This is a genomic window from Thioclava nitratireducens (assembly GCF_001940525.2).
Lineage (GTDB): Bacteria > Pseudomonadota > Alphaproteobacteria > Rhodobacterales > Rhodobacteraceae > Thioclava > Thioclava nitratireducens.
This window is the reverse complement of record NZ_CP019437.1, coordinates 1,208,262-1,223,996: the sequence shown is the minus strand read 5'-3', so window position 1 is coordinate 1,223,996 and position 15,735 is coordinate 1,208,262. Positions and strand designations below refer to the sequence as shown.

Below are 15,735 nucleotides of genomic sequence, written 5' to 3'. Positions count from 1 at the left end.
GTCAGGTCGCGATTTTGAAACTTATCGTTGACTTTGATTTCATTTTACAGACAATTTGTCAACGTTATGAAAAAGAGGCGGACACGAATTCCGCCGCGACCCGACAGGAGAGAGATATGATCAGATTTGCTGCAAGCTTCGCGGTTGCGCTGGGACTGGGCACAGCCGTTCAGGCGCAGACCTGGGACATGCCGACGCCCTATGGCGACACCACCTTCCACACCGTGAATATCCGCGACTTCGCCGAGGACGTGTCGAAAGCGACCGACGGCAAGCTGGAGATCAAGGTGCATTCGGCGGGCTCGCTCTTCCCGCATTCCGAGATCAAGAACGCAGTGCGCTCGGGTCAGGTGCCGATCGGAGAGTTCTTCCTCTCGACGCTCTCGAACGAAGATCTGGCTTTCGGCGTCGACAGCCAGCCTTTCCTCGCCACCAGCTACGATCAGGCCGAAAAGCTTTGGGAGGCGCAGAAGCCCGTCATCACCAAGCTTCTCGACAAGCAAGGGCTGATGCCGCTGTTCTCGGTGCCGTGGCCGGCGCAGGGGCTCTATACCAATGGCGAGATCAAATCCGTGGACGACCTCGCAGGGCTGCGCTTCCGCGCCTATAACCCGGCGCTGGAAGAATTTGCGGCGCTCGCCAAGGCCGCGCCCGTGCAGGTCGAAGCGGTCGACATTCCGCAGGCCTTCTCGACGGGTCAGCTGCAGGCGATGATCACCTCGCCCTCGACCGGCGCGAATTCCAAGGCGTGGGACTTCGTCGACACCTACACCAAGATCGACGCCTGGCTGCCCAAGAACATCGTCGTGGTGAACAAGCGCGCCTTCGACCGTCTGAGCGAAGACGAACAGAAGGCCGTGATGGATGCCGCCGCCACCGCGCAGACCCGCGGTTGGGAGATGTCGAAGAAAGAGGCCGCCGAAAAGACCGCCGAGATGAAGGATAACGGCATGGCGATCGTCGATCCGAGCCCCGAATTGGAGCAGGGTCTGAAGAAGATCGGCGACGAGATGCTCGCGAACTGGAAAGAAAAGGCCAGCCCCGACGCGCTTGAGGTGCTCCAGGCCTATCAGGGCAACTGAGCCCGCTCGATCCGGGGCCCTTCCGCCACTGCGGGAGGGCCTTTTTCGATGCTCTTCCTCACACAAGCCCTCGGAGTATCCACCATGCGTCGCCTGCTCGATCAGGTCTATCTTCTGTCCGGAGGGATCGCCGCCGTCTCGATCCTCGCGATCTGCCTGCTGGTCACGGCACAGGTCGGGCTGAATGTGCTCGCCCGTCTGGGCGGGCCCGCTCTCTCCTACACGATCCCCTCCTATGCCGATTTCGCGGGCTATTTCCTCGCGACGGCAAGCTTCATGGCGCTGGCCCACACACTGCGCCACGGCAGCCATATTCGCGTCAATCTCGTGCTGACCCGCCTGCCCGCCCGTGGCCAATGGGTCGCCGAGCTCGTAGCGCTCGCGCTTGGCTTCGCGGCCAGCGCCTACGCTGTGTGGTTCGCGACCTCGCTGATGCTCGAGAGCCTGCATTACGGCGATATGTCCACCGGCATCGTCGCGATCCCGATCTGGATTCCGCAATGTGCGATGGTCGTCGGGCTGGGCCTTCTGGCGCTCGCCTTCATCGATACGCTGATCGAGAGCGTCCGCGCCAAGCGCCCGGTGCTCGTCGATGATGTTTCGGAGTAAACCATGTCCGATCCGATGACCTTCGCAATTCTTCTGGGCCTGCTTCTCGTGCTGCTCGCAGGCGGCGTCTGGGTGGCGCTGTCTCTGCTGATCGTGGCGCTGGCGGGGCTCAGCTTCTTCTCCGGCGCGCCGACCGGGCTCGTCATGGCGACCACGCTTTGGGGCAACAGCCATAGCTGGCCGCTCGCCGCGCTGCCGCTTTTCATTCTGATGGGGGAGATCCTGCTCCGCTCGCGGCTGTCCGAGGACATGTTCTCCGGCCTCGCCCCGTGGCTGGGCCGCGCACCGGGCCGCTTGCTGCATGTGAACGTGCTGGGCTGTGCGATCTTCGCGGCCGTTTCGGGGTCGTCCGCGGCGACGGCGGCCACGATCGGGCGGATGTCGGTGCCCGAACTCACCCGCCGCGGCTATCCCGAGAGCCTGATCCTCGGCACGCTGGCGGGCTCGGCCACGCTTGGCTTTCTGATCCCGCCCTCGGTGATCCTGATCGTCTACGGCGTCGCGACCGAGCAATCCATCGCGCGCCTCTTCATCGCGGGCATCCTGCCGGGGCTGATGCTGGTCAGCCTGTTCGGCGGCTATGTCGCGCTCCGGGCGTGGATGAATCCCGCGTCGATCCCGCGTGAAGACATCACCCTGAACCTGCGCGAGAAGCTGCGGGCGTCGCGCCGCCTGATCCCGATCGTGATCCTGATCGGCGGCGTGATCGGCTCGATCTATACCGGCGTCGCCTCGCCCACCGATGCGGCGGCCGTGGGCGTAGTCTTTTCGGTGATCCTCGCGGTCGCGACGGGCAGCTTCCGCTGGCGCGACTTCAAGGACGCGCTGTTCTCGGCCACCCGCACCAGCGCGATGATCGCTTTCATCCTGCTCGGCGCCTCGGTGCTGTCGGTTTCGATGGGCTTCACCGGCATCCCGCGCAACCTCGCCGCGTGGATCGGCACCTTCGGGCTGTCGCCCACCGCGCTGCTTGCAGTGCTGACAGTGTTCTTCATCCTGCTGGGTTGCTTCCTCGACGGGATCTCGGTCGTGGTGCTGACCACCTCGATCATCCTGCCGATGGTGGAAGCCGCCGGGATCGACCCGCTGTGGTTCGGCATCTACCTCGTGCTGGTCGTCGAGATGAGCCAGATCACCCCGCCCGTGGGCTTCAACCTCTTCGTGATCCAGGGGCTGACCGGCTACAACATCCTCAAGGTCGCCCGCGCGGCGCTGCCTTTCTTCGGGCTGCTGTTGCTGGCGGTTCTGCTGATTACGCTGGTCCCGGGGATCGTGACCTACCTGCCCTCGCTGATGGGCAACTGAGCCAACGACCCGCGCGACCTCAGAGCGAAGAGGCCGCGCGGCTCGCCTGATCGTAATAGCCCGAGAGCACACGCAGGGCCGAGGCGATCTCACGCAGGTCTTCGCCCGCCATACCGCCTTTCTGGATCGGCTCGAGCAAGCATTCCTCGCGCACTTTGCGATAGCGTTCGCACAGCTCGCGCCCGCTTTCCGAGGTGCGGTAGAACACTTCCTTGCCGCGCTTCTCGGAATCCAGCAGCCCCAGCTTCAACAGCTTGCGCAGCGCATAATTGACCGTATGCGTGTCCTCGATATTGAGCAGGAACGTGATGTCGTTGAGCCGCTTTTCGCGGTCGCGGTGATTGGTGTTGTGCAGCACGAGGATTTCGAGCGGCGAAAGCTCCATCCCCGAGGCCGCCATGCAGCGCTGCATCCATCGCGCGAAGGAGTTGTAGGCGATGATCATCCCGTATTCGAATTCCGAGGCTTCCCAGCCCGGCCCTTCGGCCAGATGGCGGGATGAGACTATGCGGCGTTCTCCTGCGGGCATGAGCGGCACTCTCCTTTCGTGCGTTTACGCCCTCACCTTATAGACATTTCGCTGACATTCTATCCTTGAGAGAAATTTGGCGCGCGCTTTTGCAGGTTCGCCATCACCATTTCCATCTGCGCGGGACCGCCGATGATCTCGGCCTGCAACTCGGCCTCCAGCGCCAACCCGTCGCCGGGCGGCATCGTCCATGCCTGCTCCACCAGCGCCTTGCTTGCCGCCAGCGCCTCGGGGGAGCGCAGGGTGAATTCGGCGGCCATGTCGCGCGCCGCCTCCAGCGGGCTCTCGACCACGCGCGTGATCAAACCGAGCTTCTGCGCCTCACCGGCCTCCAGCACCCGGCCCGTCATCATCAGCTCTTTCGCGATATCCGCGCGGGTCAGTTTCGGCAGGCTCTGCGAGATGCCCATATCGGGGATCAGCCCCCATTTCGCCTCCATGATCGACAGCCGCGCATCCGGCGCCGCGATCCGGAAATCCGCACCGAGCGCGAGCTGCATCCCCGCCCCGAAGGCCACGCCCTCGATCGCGGCGATCACCGGCACGGACAGCTCTGCCCATCGCGTCACCGGGCGCTGGAAGCGGTTCGCGCCCTGCGCGTCGCGTTCGGCCATCTGCGCCTTCACCCCCGCCAGATCGGCCGCGAAGCTTTGCATCACACTCAGGTCGAGCCCGGCCGAGAAACAGCCGCCCGCGCCGCTCAGGATGACCGCGCGCAGGCCCTTTTGCTGCGACAGGCTCTGCGCCGCCCCGGCCAGCACGTCGAACATCTCCAAGGTCCAGGCGTTCTTCTTTTCCGGGCGATTGAGGGTCACCTCCGCGACACCCTCCGCGCTCACCGAAATCTGCACCGGGTCGGCCATGTCCATCCTCCTCGCTTGGGTCTGCGCACTATGCAGACCCGCCGCCCCCTCGCAAAGCGGAACGCGGGGTCATAGGTAGGAGATCAACAGGCGCGCGCGGCGTTGGACAGCCCTGCGCGGCGCGCTAGCTCTGCCCCGACGGAGGTTCCCCATGCAGCAATTCTCACTTCTCGATCTGTCGCCCGTGCCCGAAGGCAAGACCGCAGCCGATGCGCTGGCGGGAACAGCCGACCTGGCCCGGATGGCCGAAGACGCGGGCTATCACCGCTTCTGGCTGGCCGAGCATCACAACATGCCCGGCATCGCCAGCGCCGCGACCTCGGTGCTGATCGGCCATGTCGCCTCGGTGACCAAGAGGATGCGCGTCGGCGCTGGCGGCATCATGCTGCCCAACCACGCACCGCTGGTGATCGCCGAGCAGTTCGGCACGCTCGCCACGCTCTATCCCGACCGGATCGACCTCGGGCTGGGCCGCGCACCCGGCACCGATGGCGGCACCGCCCGCGCCCTGCGCCGCAACATGTCGCCCGAGGACACGTTCCCCGCAGACGTACAGGAGCTGCTCGCCTATTTCAGCGACGAGGCAGAGAATTTCCGGGTGCGCGCCATTCCGGGCGCAGGCACGCATGTGCCGATCTGGATCCTCGGATCGAGCCTCTACGGCGCGCAGCTTGCCGCCTATCTCGGCCTGCCCTACGCCTTCGCGTCGCATTTCGCGCCCGATATGCTGGGCGATGCGCTCGACATCTATCGCAGGAGCTTCCGTCCCTCGGTCCATCTCGACAAGCCTTACGCGATGATGGCCGCCGGGGTCTTCGCCGCCGACACCGATGAGGAGGCGCAATATCTGCGCTCGTCTCAGGTGCTGGCCTTCGCGCGGCTGCGCTCGGGTATGCCGGGCAAGCTGCCGCGCCCGACCGAGGATCTGTCCGAGGTGCCGCCGCAGATGATGGTTCAGGTGCAGCGCGCGCTGTCCTGCTCGGCCACGGGTTCCAAGGACAAGGTACGGGACGATCTGGCGCGTCTGATCGCGCAATACGAGCCCGACGAACTGATGGTGACCGGGATGATCCACGACGCGGAGGCGCGTCAGAAGTCCTTCAAGATCGCCGCCGAGGTGCTGAGCGAGTTTCGCGAGCAACCTGCCGCGGCCTGAGGCACGGCGCGACACTCAGACATGCGAAGAGGCGGGCCCGGAAGCCCGCCTCTTTTCGTTTCAATCCGGTTGGCCTCAGTGCCCGGTGATCGCCGGGAAGGCCACCAGCAGCCCCACCGCGAAGATCTGGATCGCGATGAAGGGGAGCAGCGAGCGGAAGATCTCGCCCAGAGAAATGTCCTTCGGCGCGACCGACTTCAGGTAGAAAGCAGCTGGCCCGAAGGGCGGCGACAGGAAGCTCACCTGCATGTTCATCGCGAACACGACGCCGAACCAGACCGGGTCGTAGCCAAGGTCTTTCACGATCGGCACGAAGATCGGCATCGTCAGCAGCGCGATCCCGACCCAGTCGAGGAACATGCCGAGGAAGAACAGGATCGCCATCATCGTGAGGATCACGATGATCGGGGTATCCGACACGCCCTTCAGCAGCGCCGAGACGAAGTCGATCCCGCCCATCAGGTTGAACACGCCGACCAAAGCCGAAGCACCGATACCGATCCAGACGATCATCCCGCAGGTCGCGAGCGTCTGCAGCGCGGCCCCTTTGAGCATCGAGAGCGTCAGCTCGCCCCGGATGATGGTCGAGAGCATCACGCCCGCCACACCAAGCGCCGAGGCCTCGGTCACGGAGGCGATGCCACCATAGATCGAGCCCAGCACGAAACCGATAACCAGGACCGGCAGGATCAGGCCCTTCAGCAGTTTGATCTTTTCCGACCACGGACGGTCGTCGGGCTCCGGCGCAGGCGCCAGATCGGGGTTCAGCTTCACCCGGATGATCACGAAGATCACGTAGAAGGCCGCGAGCATGAAGCCCGGGATGAAGGCAGAGGTGAACAGATCGCCGATGGAGACGTTCGCGGTGAGACCGTAGATGATCAGCACGATCGACGGCGGCACCATGGTGCCCAGCGAGCCGCCCGCACAGATCACGCCGATGGCGAGCTTGCGGTCATAGCCCTGGCGGATCATCTGCGGCAGGGCCAGCAGACCCAGCAACACGATCTCGCCGCCGATGATGCCAGACATCGCCGCGAGAATGACCGAGACGAAGATTGTCTGGATCGCCACCGCGCCGCGCATCCGGCCACCGACGAGCTTCATCGCCTCGAACAGATCGCGCGCGATGCCCGATCGGTCCAGAAGCGCCGCCATCATCACGAACATCGGCACCGAGACGAAGACGAAACTCGATACGAAGGAATAGACGCGGCTGGTGATCAGCGGCACCGCCATCGGGCCGAACCAGCCGAGCGCGAAGATCAGCGCCACCAGCAGGGTCACGAAAGCCAGCGGCATGCCGGTCAGCAGCAGGCCGATCAGCAGCGCGAACAGCAGGACCGTCCCGTAGCCGATCCCCAGAGCGGAGAGGTCGAAACTCAGCAGATGCTCGATCATTTACCCGCCTCCGATGCGAAGGCAGCCCGCAGGTAGTTCACCGCCATGATCACGAATTGCACCACCATCAGGCCGAGCACCACGAGGAGGAAAATCTTCAGGTAAGCCGGGAACGGCGGATCCCAGGCGCTGCCGGAGGTCTCGAAGTGGACGCCGCCGCCGGGGCGCATCGTCGCCTTGATGACCATGCCGTAGGCGGCCCAGGCGAAGAAGCCCGCCGCGAAGAGACAGATCAGCGAGATGATCGCGTCGAGGATGCGCTTCGCCCGGCCGGTCACCAGATCGTAGATCAGCACGACGCGGATATGGCTGTTGCGCACAACGCAGTAGAGCCCGCCATAGACGAAAGCCATCGCGCAGAGGAAGATCGTGGTCTCATGCGCCCAGATCGTCGGGCTGTTGAAGCCGTAGCGCAGCACGACCTCGTTTAGCAGGATCAGCGCAGAGGCGATGATGCCGATCGCGAAAACGATCCCCACGGCGTTGATCGCGCGGCCGAGGATGCCCGCTTCGGCGATGGTCGCCGCTTCGTCCTCGCTCTGCACCGGTTCCGGCGTGTGCGGATCATGTGCGGGGTGATCCACCCCGGTCTTGTCGGGTTGTGACATTGCAAAAACCGCTGCTGTCAGGAAACTGGAAAAATGCGGGGCCGCAATGGCAGCCCCGCACCGTTAGTGTATCAGATCAGAGAAGGTTGTTCTTCTTCAGATAGTCGGTCAGGACGTCATAGACGTGCTGCGCCTTCTCCGACTTCTTGGCGACCTTTTCCCACTGGGTGATCGCGATGCGGCGGAACTTGGCGCGCTCTTCATCCGACCAGTCGTGGACGTGGATCTTGCCGCCTGCTTCGGCCTTGGCCACGGCCTTCTTGTCGGCAGCCGCGAGATCGCTAACTTCCTTGTCCGCGAATTCCTTAACCGACTCTTCGAAGGCTTTCTGCAGATCGGGCGAGAGCGCATCCCACTCTTTCTTGTTCATCGCGACGCCGACGAGCGGCATCGAGTGGAAGCCCGGATAGACCGGGTTCGGCGCGATGTCGTTGAGGCCCTGCGCCTGGTTGGTCGAGAACACGGTGTAGTCAGCCGCGTCGATCACGCCCTTGTCGAGCGCGGTGTAGACTTCGGACCCCGGCAGGTTCACCGGAGCAGCACCCGCCGCCGCGAAAACGTCCTGCACGAGACCTTCCGGCGCGCGCATCTTCAGGCCCTTCAGGTCAGCCACGCCGTCGAGCGGCACTTTCGACACGAGCGCTTCAAGACCGGTGGTGGTCGAGCCGATGTAATGAACGTCATAGGGCTCGAACAGATCGTTCGCGAGCTTCTGGCCACCGCCATTGTTCATGAAGTCCAGCAGCTGATCGGTGCTCGACCATGCGCCGACCGGGTTGCCCAGCAGCGAGAAGGCCGGGTCCTTGCCCGCGAAGTAGGAGATGTCGGTCACGATGCCGTCGATGATGCCGGCGCCGGTCGCGTCCAGCGTCTCGTTATGCTCGACGACGGAGCCCACGGGCATCATCTCGACCTGGATCTGGTTGTCGGTGCGCTCGGCGAGGTTCTTCGCCCAGTTCTGCTGGAGTTCGAAGTTCGGATTGCCTGCCGGGTCCGAGCTCTGGAACTTGTACTTGTGGGTTTCGGCATTCGCAGCGCTGGCCAGCGCCAGAACGGCGACGCTCGCGAGGGCGATTTTACGGATCGGTTTCGTCATGGTGTCCTCCCTTAATAGACGAAATCAAACTTGCGAGGCCGTGAGGCCCCAGGCGTTCAATATCTGCGAACAAAGCGCCTCGGGCGCTTCGCGGATATCGCAGGTCTGCGGGGCCTCGTCGGGCCCCGGCAATTCCAGATCGGCCAATTGGCTGTCGAGCAGCGCAATCGGCATGTAGTGATTTTCGCGCGCGGCCATTCGCGCTGCGATCAGGTCGTGCGGCCCGGTGAGATGCGCGAGATGAATCACGCCGAGACTCTGGCGCAGGCGATCCCGATAGGACCGCTTGAGCGCCGAACAGGCGAAGGCGACCGTCTTGCCGTCGCGCCCCGCCTCGATCACGCCCTTCGCCACGAGGTCCAGCCAGTCCCAGCGCATCTCGTCGTTGAGCGGCAGACCGGCGGCCATATGCGCGACATTCTCGGGCGGATGGAAATCGTCAGCATCGAGGAACACGCCGCCCACGGCCTGCGCCACGAGCCGCGCCACCGTCGTCTTGCCGGTGCCGCAGACGCCCATCACTAGGACCGGTGTCGCGTTCGCGCTGCTGCTGTTTGCCATCTTGCCTTACCGGGTTCACAGGTGTTTCTTGGGCACTGAGGGGTAATGTAAGCGGTTACATTCGTCAATCGCACTTTTGAGCAGGGGCGCGCTCGCAGGGAGGATCAATGAATAAAAACAAGGAAACAAAATCAGTTACGATGCGCGACGTCGCCGATCATGTCGGTGTAAGCGTTGCCACGGTTTCGCGTACCCTGCGCAATCCCGAGGTCGTTTCGCAGGCAGTGCGCGACAAGATCGCCGCCGCCATCGAATCGCTCGGATACCTTCCCGACCCCGCGGCCCGCGCCCTCGCCTCGACCCGCTCGGACATCATCGGGGTGATCCTGCCCTCGGTGTCGAACAACGTCTTTGCCGATGTGATGGACGGTATCTATTCCGCGGTCGAAGGCACGCACCACTCAGTCCAGCTCGGCTATTCGCGCTATGCGCCGCTGTCGGAAGAGAACCTGATCCGGGTCTTCCTGCGGCAGCGCCCGGCGGGACTGATCGTGACCGGGATCGACCAGACCGAGGCCGCGCAGGCGCTGTTGCGCGAGGCGGGCTGCCCGGTGGTGCAGATCATGGAGACCGGCGACGCCCCCTATGACCGGATGATCGGCTTTTCGCATTACGACGCCGCCCGCGCCGCCACCGCGCACCTGTTCGCGCAGGGCTATCGCCGTCCCGGTTTCCTCGGCGCGCGGATGGACCCGCGCACGCAGCGCCGTCTCCACGGCTTCCGCGACGAGTTGCGCGCGCAGGGCGTCGAGGAAGGCAAGCGTATCCAGACGACCACCCGCGCCTCCTCGGTGACGCTGGGCAGCCACCTGCTCGCACAGCTTATGGATATTGCTCCCGAGACCGACGCGATTTTCTGCATCAACGACGACCTCGCCCTCGGCGCGATGTTCGAAGCGCAGCGCCGCAACCTGCGCATCCCCGACGATCTCGGCATCTGCGGCTTCAACGACATGGAGATGATGGCAGCCGCCGAGCCGTCGATTTCCTCCGTGCGCACGTTCCGGCGCGAAATGGGCGAAGGGGCCGTGCAACTGATCCTCGACTCCCTGTCTGGTACCGCGGCACAGGAGAAGATCGTCGACCTCGGCTACCAGATCGTGCAGCGTCGCTCCACGCGGGGGCACTGAGCGTAAGTCCGCCGCGAGACGCGAGGTGCAACGGGGTGCGGGATCGGCAGGCTGCTCGCGCTGACTGGCTCGCCACCGGATGACGCACTGTTGTGGCATTCGGCCGTTCTCCTCGCCCTCGCGCGGGTCGCGGCCTATCTGGCTGACGAGGGGACCGAACGCGCCGCGCCGCGACGGGGCCGAGCGGCGCGCCAAACAGAATCGGGAGAGAGATCAAATGACGCCAGCCGTTTTCGCCATTCCGGGAGACATCGCCCAGCTATCCGGCGGGTTCATCTACGAGCGTAAGTTGCTCGAGGCGCTGCGGGCGGAGGGCCGCAACGTCGAGCATCTCGAACTGCCGCCCGGTTTTCCCGATCCGACACCCGAGGAAACCAAGGCCGCGCGCGCGCAGCTGACCGCCATCCCCGGGAGTGTTCCGGTGATCCTAGACGGGCTGGTATTCGGCTCGATCGATACGCAGGTACTCGATGACATGGCGGCGCCCGTGGTGGCGATGCTGCACCATCCGCTGGGCCTCGAGACCGGCCTCGCCGAAGACCGCGCGCGTCATCTGCTGAGGCGCGAGAGAGAGAACCTGCGCCGCGCCGCGCATGTCGTGGTGCCGAGCCCGCATACCAGCACGATCCTGCAAAAGGAGTTCGGTGTCGCTCCGGAGAAGATTTCCATCGCCCTGCCCGGCTTCGACCGTCCTCCGTCGCTGGAGAGCGCGAAACCGACCCCGCCCTTGATCCTGTCGGTCGGGCTGTTGGCCGCGCGCAAGGGCCATGACGTCCTGATCGACGCCTTGGCGGAGATCGGAGACCTGGACTGGCGCGCACAGATCGTGGGCGGCGTGCACGATCCCGACGTGGCGGACGCGCTCGCCCAGCAGATCGATCGGCTCGGACTGGCTGCGCGGGTACAGCTTGCCGGACGGATGGAACGCGACGCGCTCGAAGCGGCCTATCGCGACGCCGCGATCTTCGCGCTGGCGACCCGCTACGAGGGCTACGGGATGGTCTTCGGCGAGGCCATGCTGCACGGGCTGCCCATCGTGACCTGTCGCACCGGCGCCGTGCCCGACACGGTGCCGCCAGACGCAGGTTTTCTCGTTCCGGTGGATGCCCACCTCGACGTCGCCGAGGCGCTAAGACAGCTTCTCGGAGATGCCGAACTGCGCGCCCGGATGGGTGCGGCATCGGCAACCGCGGGGACGGCTCTGCCCGACTGGCGCGACACGTCGGCGATCATGGGGGCCGTGCTGGACAGCCTCATGGCGTGACCGCACTCAGCCTCCCGCGCCGCCTCCCCGCGCGCGCGCGAATTCAGCGTGTCCGCTTCCGGTTCCGACACGTTTTTCTGAATTACGTGAGTGATCCGAAAAGGAACGTGGGCCGTGCGGGCTCGTTTCATTCCCGTAATTTGAAAAGGAGGCATCTCATGCAATCCAAGATTCGCACCCTGACCGCTGGTATTGCCGCATCGCTCATGGGCACTATGGCGATGGCCGCCACGCCCGCATCCACGATCGACCACGCGAAGGGCGTCCAGCCGCGCCCCGACCTGGACCAGCAGGTCGCCGCAGCGCTTAAGCAATGCGCCAGCCTCGAGGATTCCTGCAAGAAAGTCGCCACCGACTCCGCTGCCGTCCTCGTCTTCCCCGAAGTGACCACGATCGACCTCGGCGTCGGCGGCTCGGGTGGCTCGGGTGCCATGGTCCAGAACGGCAAGATCCAAGGCTATTATGACATCGGCAAAGCCTCGGTCGGTCTCCAGATCGGCGCCAAGCAGGCCAGCCAGATCTACGTCTTCCCGACCAAAAAGTCCGTCAAGCAAGTGCAGAGCGGCGGCGAATGGCATGTCGGCGCCGGCGCAGGCATCACCGTGGTAAACGCCAATGCCACCGCGAACGCGTCCTCCGGCAATCCGCGCGTCTATGTCTTCGACAGCTCGGGTCTGAACGGCGGCGCGAAGATCAGCACCCTGCGCATCTGGAAAGACGGCGACAACAGCTAATCGCCGGTGCCCTTCCCGCCGAGGGAAGGCCCGCGATGAGAAAGGCCCCGGGGAATGATCCTCCCCGGGGCCTTTTTGCCATAGTAGAGCGCGCCGCTCAGGCCTTGCGCACGTCGCTGATCGCCTTGCGCAGCGTGTCGGCATCGACCGCGCCGGGATAGACGTCGCGCCCGACGATATAGGCGGGCGTGCCGCGCAGCCCGATCGCGACTGCCTGCGCATCGTTACGCGACAGCAGCGCGTCGATCTCCTTGCGGTTGGCCTTGTAGCCCGCCATCGCCTTGTCCGGATCGACACCGGCGTCGGAGAGTGTCTTGTCGATCAGATCGTTCGACAGCTTTCCTTCCGTCGCCATCAGTGCCTCGAGCCCTTCCTTGTATTTGCCCATGCTCTGCGCGCCGAGCACCAGCTGCGAGGCATAGACGGAGGGCGCGCCGAAGATCGGCCAGTCCTTCATCACGACGCGCAAATTGCCGTCTTCGCGGGTCACCTTCTCGACCACCGGGTGGTTCGATTTGCAGTAGGGACACTGGTAGTCGAAATACTCGACCAGCGTGATATCGCCATCCGGGTTGCCAATCGCGGGCGCGACCGGATCGTGGAACACCGCGTCCGGCGAGATGTCGACCTCGGCAAGGCTCGCCGTCGGCAGGATCAGCGTGGAGCCTGCGGCGACGCCGGCAAGGGTGAGAAAATTCCGGCGATCGATCATGTATTGTCTCCTGTGGTCTGGGGGAAATCTTCGGGTGAGTAGGGAACGGGCGGCAGCGGCTGGCCCGGCGGCACCGTGCCCTTGCCGCTCTCGGCACGGGTCAGCACGACGACATGCGTGCCAGAGCGGACGCGGTCGGCGAGGTCGATGATGTCCTGATTGAACAGCCGTATGCAGCCCGCCGAGGTCGCCTTGCCGATGGAACTGTCATCCATCGTTCCATGAATGCGGTAGAGCGTATCCTTGTTCCCGCGGTGGATATAAAGCGCCCGCGCGCCCAAGGGATTATCCAACCCGCCTTCGAGCCCATCCTTGACCGGTCCGTAAAGCTCGGGATCCTCCTTGATCATGCTCTGCGTCGGCGTCCAGCTTGGCCAGTCCCGCTGATACGGGATGCGTCCCTTGCCGGAAAAGCCGCGCCCGTCCTCGCCCACCGCGACGGTGTAGCGTAGCGCGCGGTTATTCTTCTGCACGAGGTAGAGCTTGCGCGCCCAAGGGTCGACCACGATGGTGCCGGGCGGCTCGTCGGTCCAGTAATCGACTTCCTGCCGCGCTTTCTCCTCGCTCAGATACTCGGGCTTCACCGCGGGGATCGTGCGCCCGTCGTCCTCCATCGCGCTGTAGATCGCTTTTACGCGTGCGCTGAGCTGCGGCGCTTGCGGCGCGGGCTGTGGGTTAGAGGCAGGCGGCTCGGGTGCACAGGCCGCGAGTGCGATCAGGGCAAAGGGGACGAGGCGGGTGAGGGTCATTGAGCGATCTCCGAAAGCGAGGTCGTGAGTTTCGGCGCGGTGACATCCCCGATCAGGCGGGTGCCCTGCGCCTCCGTGTGATCTGGGTTGAGGAAGATCAGCGTCGGCGGGCCGATCACGCCCAACCGTTTCAGAAGCGCCTGCTGCGGCGCGCCGGTTTTGGTTACATCGACCGCGATGGGCGTGACGTCGCGCAGTGCGGCCTGCACCCGCGGGTCGGGGATCACCTCGCGCGCGATGGTCGCGCATTCGGTGCACCATTCGGCGGTCGTGATCAGCATCACCGGCGCGCCCTTCGCAGCGGCCAGTGCGGCGTCGAGCGCTTCGGGCGTCTCGACATGGGTGAAGTCATCCTCCGTCAGCACGTCCGACGAGGCAGCCGCGACGGTCTGGCTCGCTGCGAAGGGAGCAAGCGGCCGCAGTGGATCGCTGGCCCCGCTTGCCGCACCGATACCCTCGATGGCACCGGCCAGCAGTGCCGCGACGCCAAGCGCGCCCCCGGTGCGGCGCAAGCCCGAGCTTTCCGGTCCGAACCGGTCGCGACCGCCCAGGGCCACGCCTGCGCCGATCAGCAGCAGCGCCCAGAGCGCGAGGATCGCAGGACCGGCGATGACGCGGCTCAGCAGCCAGATCGCCACGCCCAGGAAGACGAAGCCGAAGGCGCGGTTCACGCCGACCATCCATTCGCCCATGCGCGGCAGGATCGCCGAACCGAAGAGCCCCACTGCCATCAGCAACACGCCCTGTCCCAACCCCAGCGCAAACAGCGCCGAGGCCCCGAGCCCGGCGTCACCCGTCTGCGCGATATAGAGGAAGGCCCCGGCCAGCGGGGCCGTCACGCAAGGTCCGACGATCAGCGTCGACGTGAAGCCGAGGATCGCCGCCCCCGCAAGCGTGCCGCGCCGCCCCTGCACGGAGCTCACCTTGTTGGTCAGCGCCTGCGGCAGGCGCAGCTCGAACAACCCGAAGGAGGACAGCGCGAGGACGGCAAACAGCAGGGCGAGCGCGATCACCGTCGGAGGGGCCTGCATCAGGAATTGCAGGTTCTGCCCAGACCACGCTGCCACGATGCCCAGAAGCCCGAAGGCCACCGCCATCGCCAACACATAGGTTCCGGTCAGTGCGAGCCCGCGCGCAGGCGTCAGGTCTTTTCCTTGCGCGCCGAGCATCCCGGCCACGATCGGCACCATTGGCAGAACGCAAGGGGTGAAGGCCAGAAGCAGACCGAAGCCGAAGAACGAGGCCACCACCAGCGCCCAGCCGCCTTTCGCCGCTATCCCTGCGACGAGCCCGTCATCGGAAGAGAGGCTCAGTTCGCTCCCGCTTTCTTCGGAATTGGATGCAGCCGGCGAAGGGCTTTCGGCCTCGGAGGACGCCGCAGACGCGGAAGACGAGGCAGGCGCGTCGCTCCGCGCATAATCGGGCACCCCGGCGGCTTGGTTCGACTGCGCCGCGCCGGATGCAGACGCAGTCGCGGCCCCATCCGGCGGCACGATCTCGCGGCTTTGCGGCGGGTAGCAAAGCCCCTTTTCTTCGCAGCCCTGCCAGTGCAGCGTGAAGGGGCCGGTGATGTCGCTCACCACGGCCTCGGTGTGATCATGCCAGACCTCGACCGTGCCGAAATTCGGATCATCCTTCATTTCGCCCGGCTGCGTCTCGATCACCGGCGCATCGCCGCCCTCGGCGCTGACCGTCAGGTGATCGCGATAGAGGTAATAGCCCGGCGCGATGTCAAACGAGACGGCGAGCGTCCCGTCATCCTGCCACTCGGTCTCGACCTGAAACGCCGCTTCGGGCGACAGCGGACCGCTGCCTCCCTTGGGCTTCAGAAGATCGAAGCTTTGCGCCGCAGCGAGGCCGGGCAACAGCAGCGAGATCAGAAACACGCCCCAGAGGGTGCGCAGCGATAGACGGGAAAGAGCCTTTGCGTTCATGT

Annotated in this window: 16 protein-coding genes; 7 read left to right on the top strand and 9 right to left on the bottom strand. The window is 65.0% G+C overall.

From position 1 onward, the window contains the following. Window positions 1-116: 116 nt before the first annotated feature. The 3 genes from BMG03_RS06065 (at window position 117) to BMG03_RS06055 (ending at window position 2,996) form a co-directional block, all read left to right on the top strand. Entirely contained in the window at window positions 117-1,082 is a 966-nt protein-coding gene (locus BMG03_RS06065; protein ID WP_075776307.1) for a TRAP transporter substrate-binding protein, read from the top strand. 84 nt (window positions 1,083-1,166) lie between these two features. Then, window positions 1,167-1,691, top strand: coding sequence for a TRAP transporter small permease (locus tag BMG03_RS06060; RefSeq protein WP_075776308.1), 525 nt, complete (start codon window positions 1,167-1,169; stop codon window positions 1,689-1,691). A gap of 3 nt (window positions 1,692-1,694) precedes the next feature. Further along, window positions 1,695-2,996 (top strand): TRAP transporter large permease, encoded by a 1,302-nt coding sequence (locus tag BMG03_RS06055; RefSeq protein WP_075776309.1) that lies wholly within the window; start codon window positions 1,695-1,697, stop codon window positions 2,994-2,996. A gap of 19 nt (window positions 2,997-3,015) precedes the next feature. On the opposite strand, the gene BMG03_RS06050 is transcribed toward BMG03_RS06055, so the two are convergent. Both BMG03_RS06050 and BMG03_RS06045 read right to left on the bottom strand, forming a co-directional pair. After that, the gene (locus BMG03_RS06050) at window positions 3,016-3,525 is read right to left on the bottom strand and encodes a winged helix DNA-binding protein (protein WP_075776310.1); all 510 of its coding nucleotides are present in this window, start codon (window positions 3,523-3,525) and stop codon (window positions 3,016-3,018) included. Between the two features lie 59 nt (window positions 3,526-3,584). Beyond that, the gene (locus BMG03_RS06045) at window positions 3,585-4,388 is read right to left on the bottom strand and encodes a crotonase/enoyl-CoA hydratase family protein (protein ID WP_075776311.1); all 804 of its coding nucleotides are present in this window, start codon (window positions 4,386-4,388) and stop codon (window positions 3,585-3,587) included. Between the two features lie 151 nt (window positions 4,389-4,539). On the opposite strand from BMG03_RS06045, the gene BMG03_RS06040 reads away from it, so the two are divergent. Then, entirely contained in the window at window positions 4,540-5,544 is a 1,005-nt protein-coding gene (locus tag BMG03_RS06040) for an LLM class flavin-dependent oxidoreductase (RefSeq protein WP_075776312.1), read from the top strand. A 75-nt stretch (window positions 5,545-5,619) separates the two neighbouring features. Here the strand turns inward: BMG03_RS06040 and BMG03_RS06035 are convergent, their stop codons facing one another. The 4 genes from BMG03_RS06035 to BMG03_RS06020 form a co-directional block, all read right to left on the bottom strand. After that, window positions 5,620-6,945: a TRAP transporter large permease gene (locus tag BMG03_RS06035; protein ID WP_075776313.1), complete on the bottom strand. Its 1,326-nt coding sequence runs from the start codon at window positions 6,943-6,945 to the stop codon at window positions 5,620-5,622. After that, window positions 6,942-7,553: a TRAP transporter small permease subunit gene (locus BMG03_RS06030; protein ID WP_077701141.1), complete on the bottom strand. Its 612-nt coding sequence runs from the start codon at window positions 7,551-7,553 to the stop codon at window positions 6,942-6,944. The genes BMG03_RS06035 and BMG03_RS06030 overlap by 4 nt, the downstream gene beginning before the upstream one ends. Before the next feature lie 76 nt (window positions 7,554-7,629). Beyond that, window positions 7,630-8,649 (bottom strand): TRAP transporter substrate-binding protein, encoded by a 1,020-nt coding sequence (locus BMG03_RS06025; RefSeq protein WP_075776314.1) that lies wholly within the window; start codon window positions 8,647-8,649, stop codon window positions 7,630-7,632. 24 nt (window positions 8,650-8,673) lie between these two features. Beyond that, window positions 8,674-9,210: a gluconokinase gene (locus BMG03_RS06020; RefSeq protein WP_075776315.1), complete on the bottom strand. Its 537-nt coding sequence runs from the start codon at window positions 9,208-9,210 to the stop codon at window positions 8,674-8,676. A gap of 140 nt (window positions 9,211-9,350) precedes the next feature. Here BMG03_RS06020 and BMG03_RS06015 point away from each other — a divergent pair, with 140 nt between their 5' ends. From BMG03_RS06015 to BMG03_RS06005, 3 genes are all read left to right on the top strand, one after another. Then, window positions 9,351-10,340, top strand: a complete 990-nt coding sequence (locus BMG03_RS06015; RefSeq protein WP_240497820.1) for a LacI family DNA-binding transcriptional regulator — start codon at window positions 9,351-9,353, stop codon at window positions 10,338-10,340. Window positions 10,341-10,557: 217 nt separating this feature from the next. Further along, window positions 10,558-11,604, top strand: coding sequence for a glycosyltransferase family 4 protein (locus BMG03_RS06010; RefSeq protein WP_075776317.1), 1,047 nt, complete (start codon window positions 10,558-10,560; stop codon window positions 11,602-11,604). Between the two features lie 158 nt (window positions 11,605-11,762). Beyond that, window positions 11,763-12,338: a YSC84-related protein gene (locus BMG03_RS06005; RefSeq protein WP_075776318.1), complete on the top strand. Its 576-nt coding sequence runs from the start codon at window positions 11,763-11,765 to the stop codon at window positions 12,336-12,338. 97 nt (window positions 12,339-12,435) lie between these two features. On the opposite strand, the gene BMG03_RS06000 is transcribed toward BMG03_RS06005, so the two are convergent. From BMG03_RS06000 to dsbD, 3 genes are read right to left on the bottom strand one after another with little or no spacing between them, the layout of a single operon-like run. Next, window positions 12,436-13,050 carry a DsbA family protein gene (locus BMG03_RS06000; RefSeq protein WP_075776319.1) on the bottom strand — a complete coding sequence of 205 codons (615 nt, stop codon included), beginning with the start codon at window positions 13,048-13,050 and terminating at the stop codon, window positions 12,436-12,438. Continuing rightward, window positions 13,047-13,799 carry a L,D-transpeptidase gene (locus tag BMG03_RS05995; protein WP_075776320.1) on the bottom strand — a complete coding sequence of 251 codons (753 nt, stop codon included), beginning with the start codon at window positions 13,797-13,799 and terminating at the stop codon, window positions 13,047-13,049. The genes BMG03_RS06000 and BMG03_RS05995 overlap by 4 nt, the downstream gene beginning before the upstream one ends. Further along, a complete protein-coding gene (gene dsbD, locus BMG03_RS05990; protein WP_075776321.1) occupies window positions 13,796-15,733 on the bottom strand; it encodes a protein-disulfide reductase DsbD in 1,938 nt (645 codons plus the stop codon). The genes BMG03_RS05995 and dsbD overlap by 4 nt, the downstream gene beginning before the upstream one ends. Window positions 15,734-15,735 lie beyond the last annotated feature (2 nt).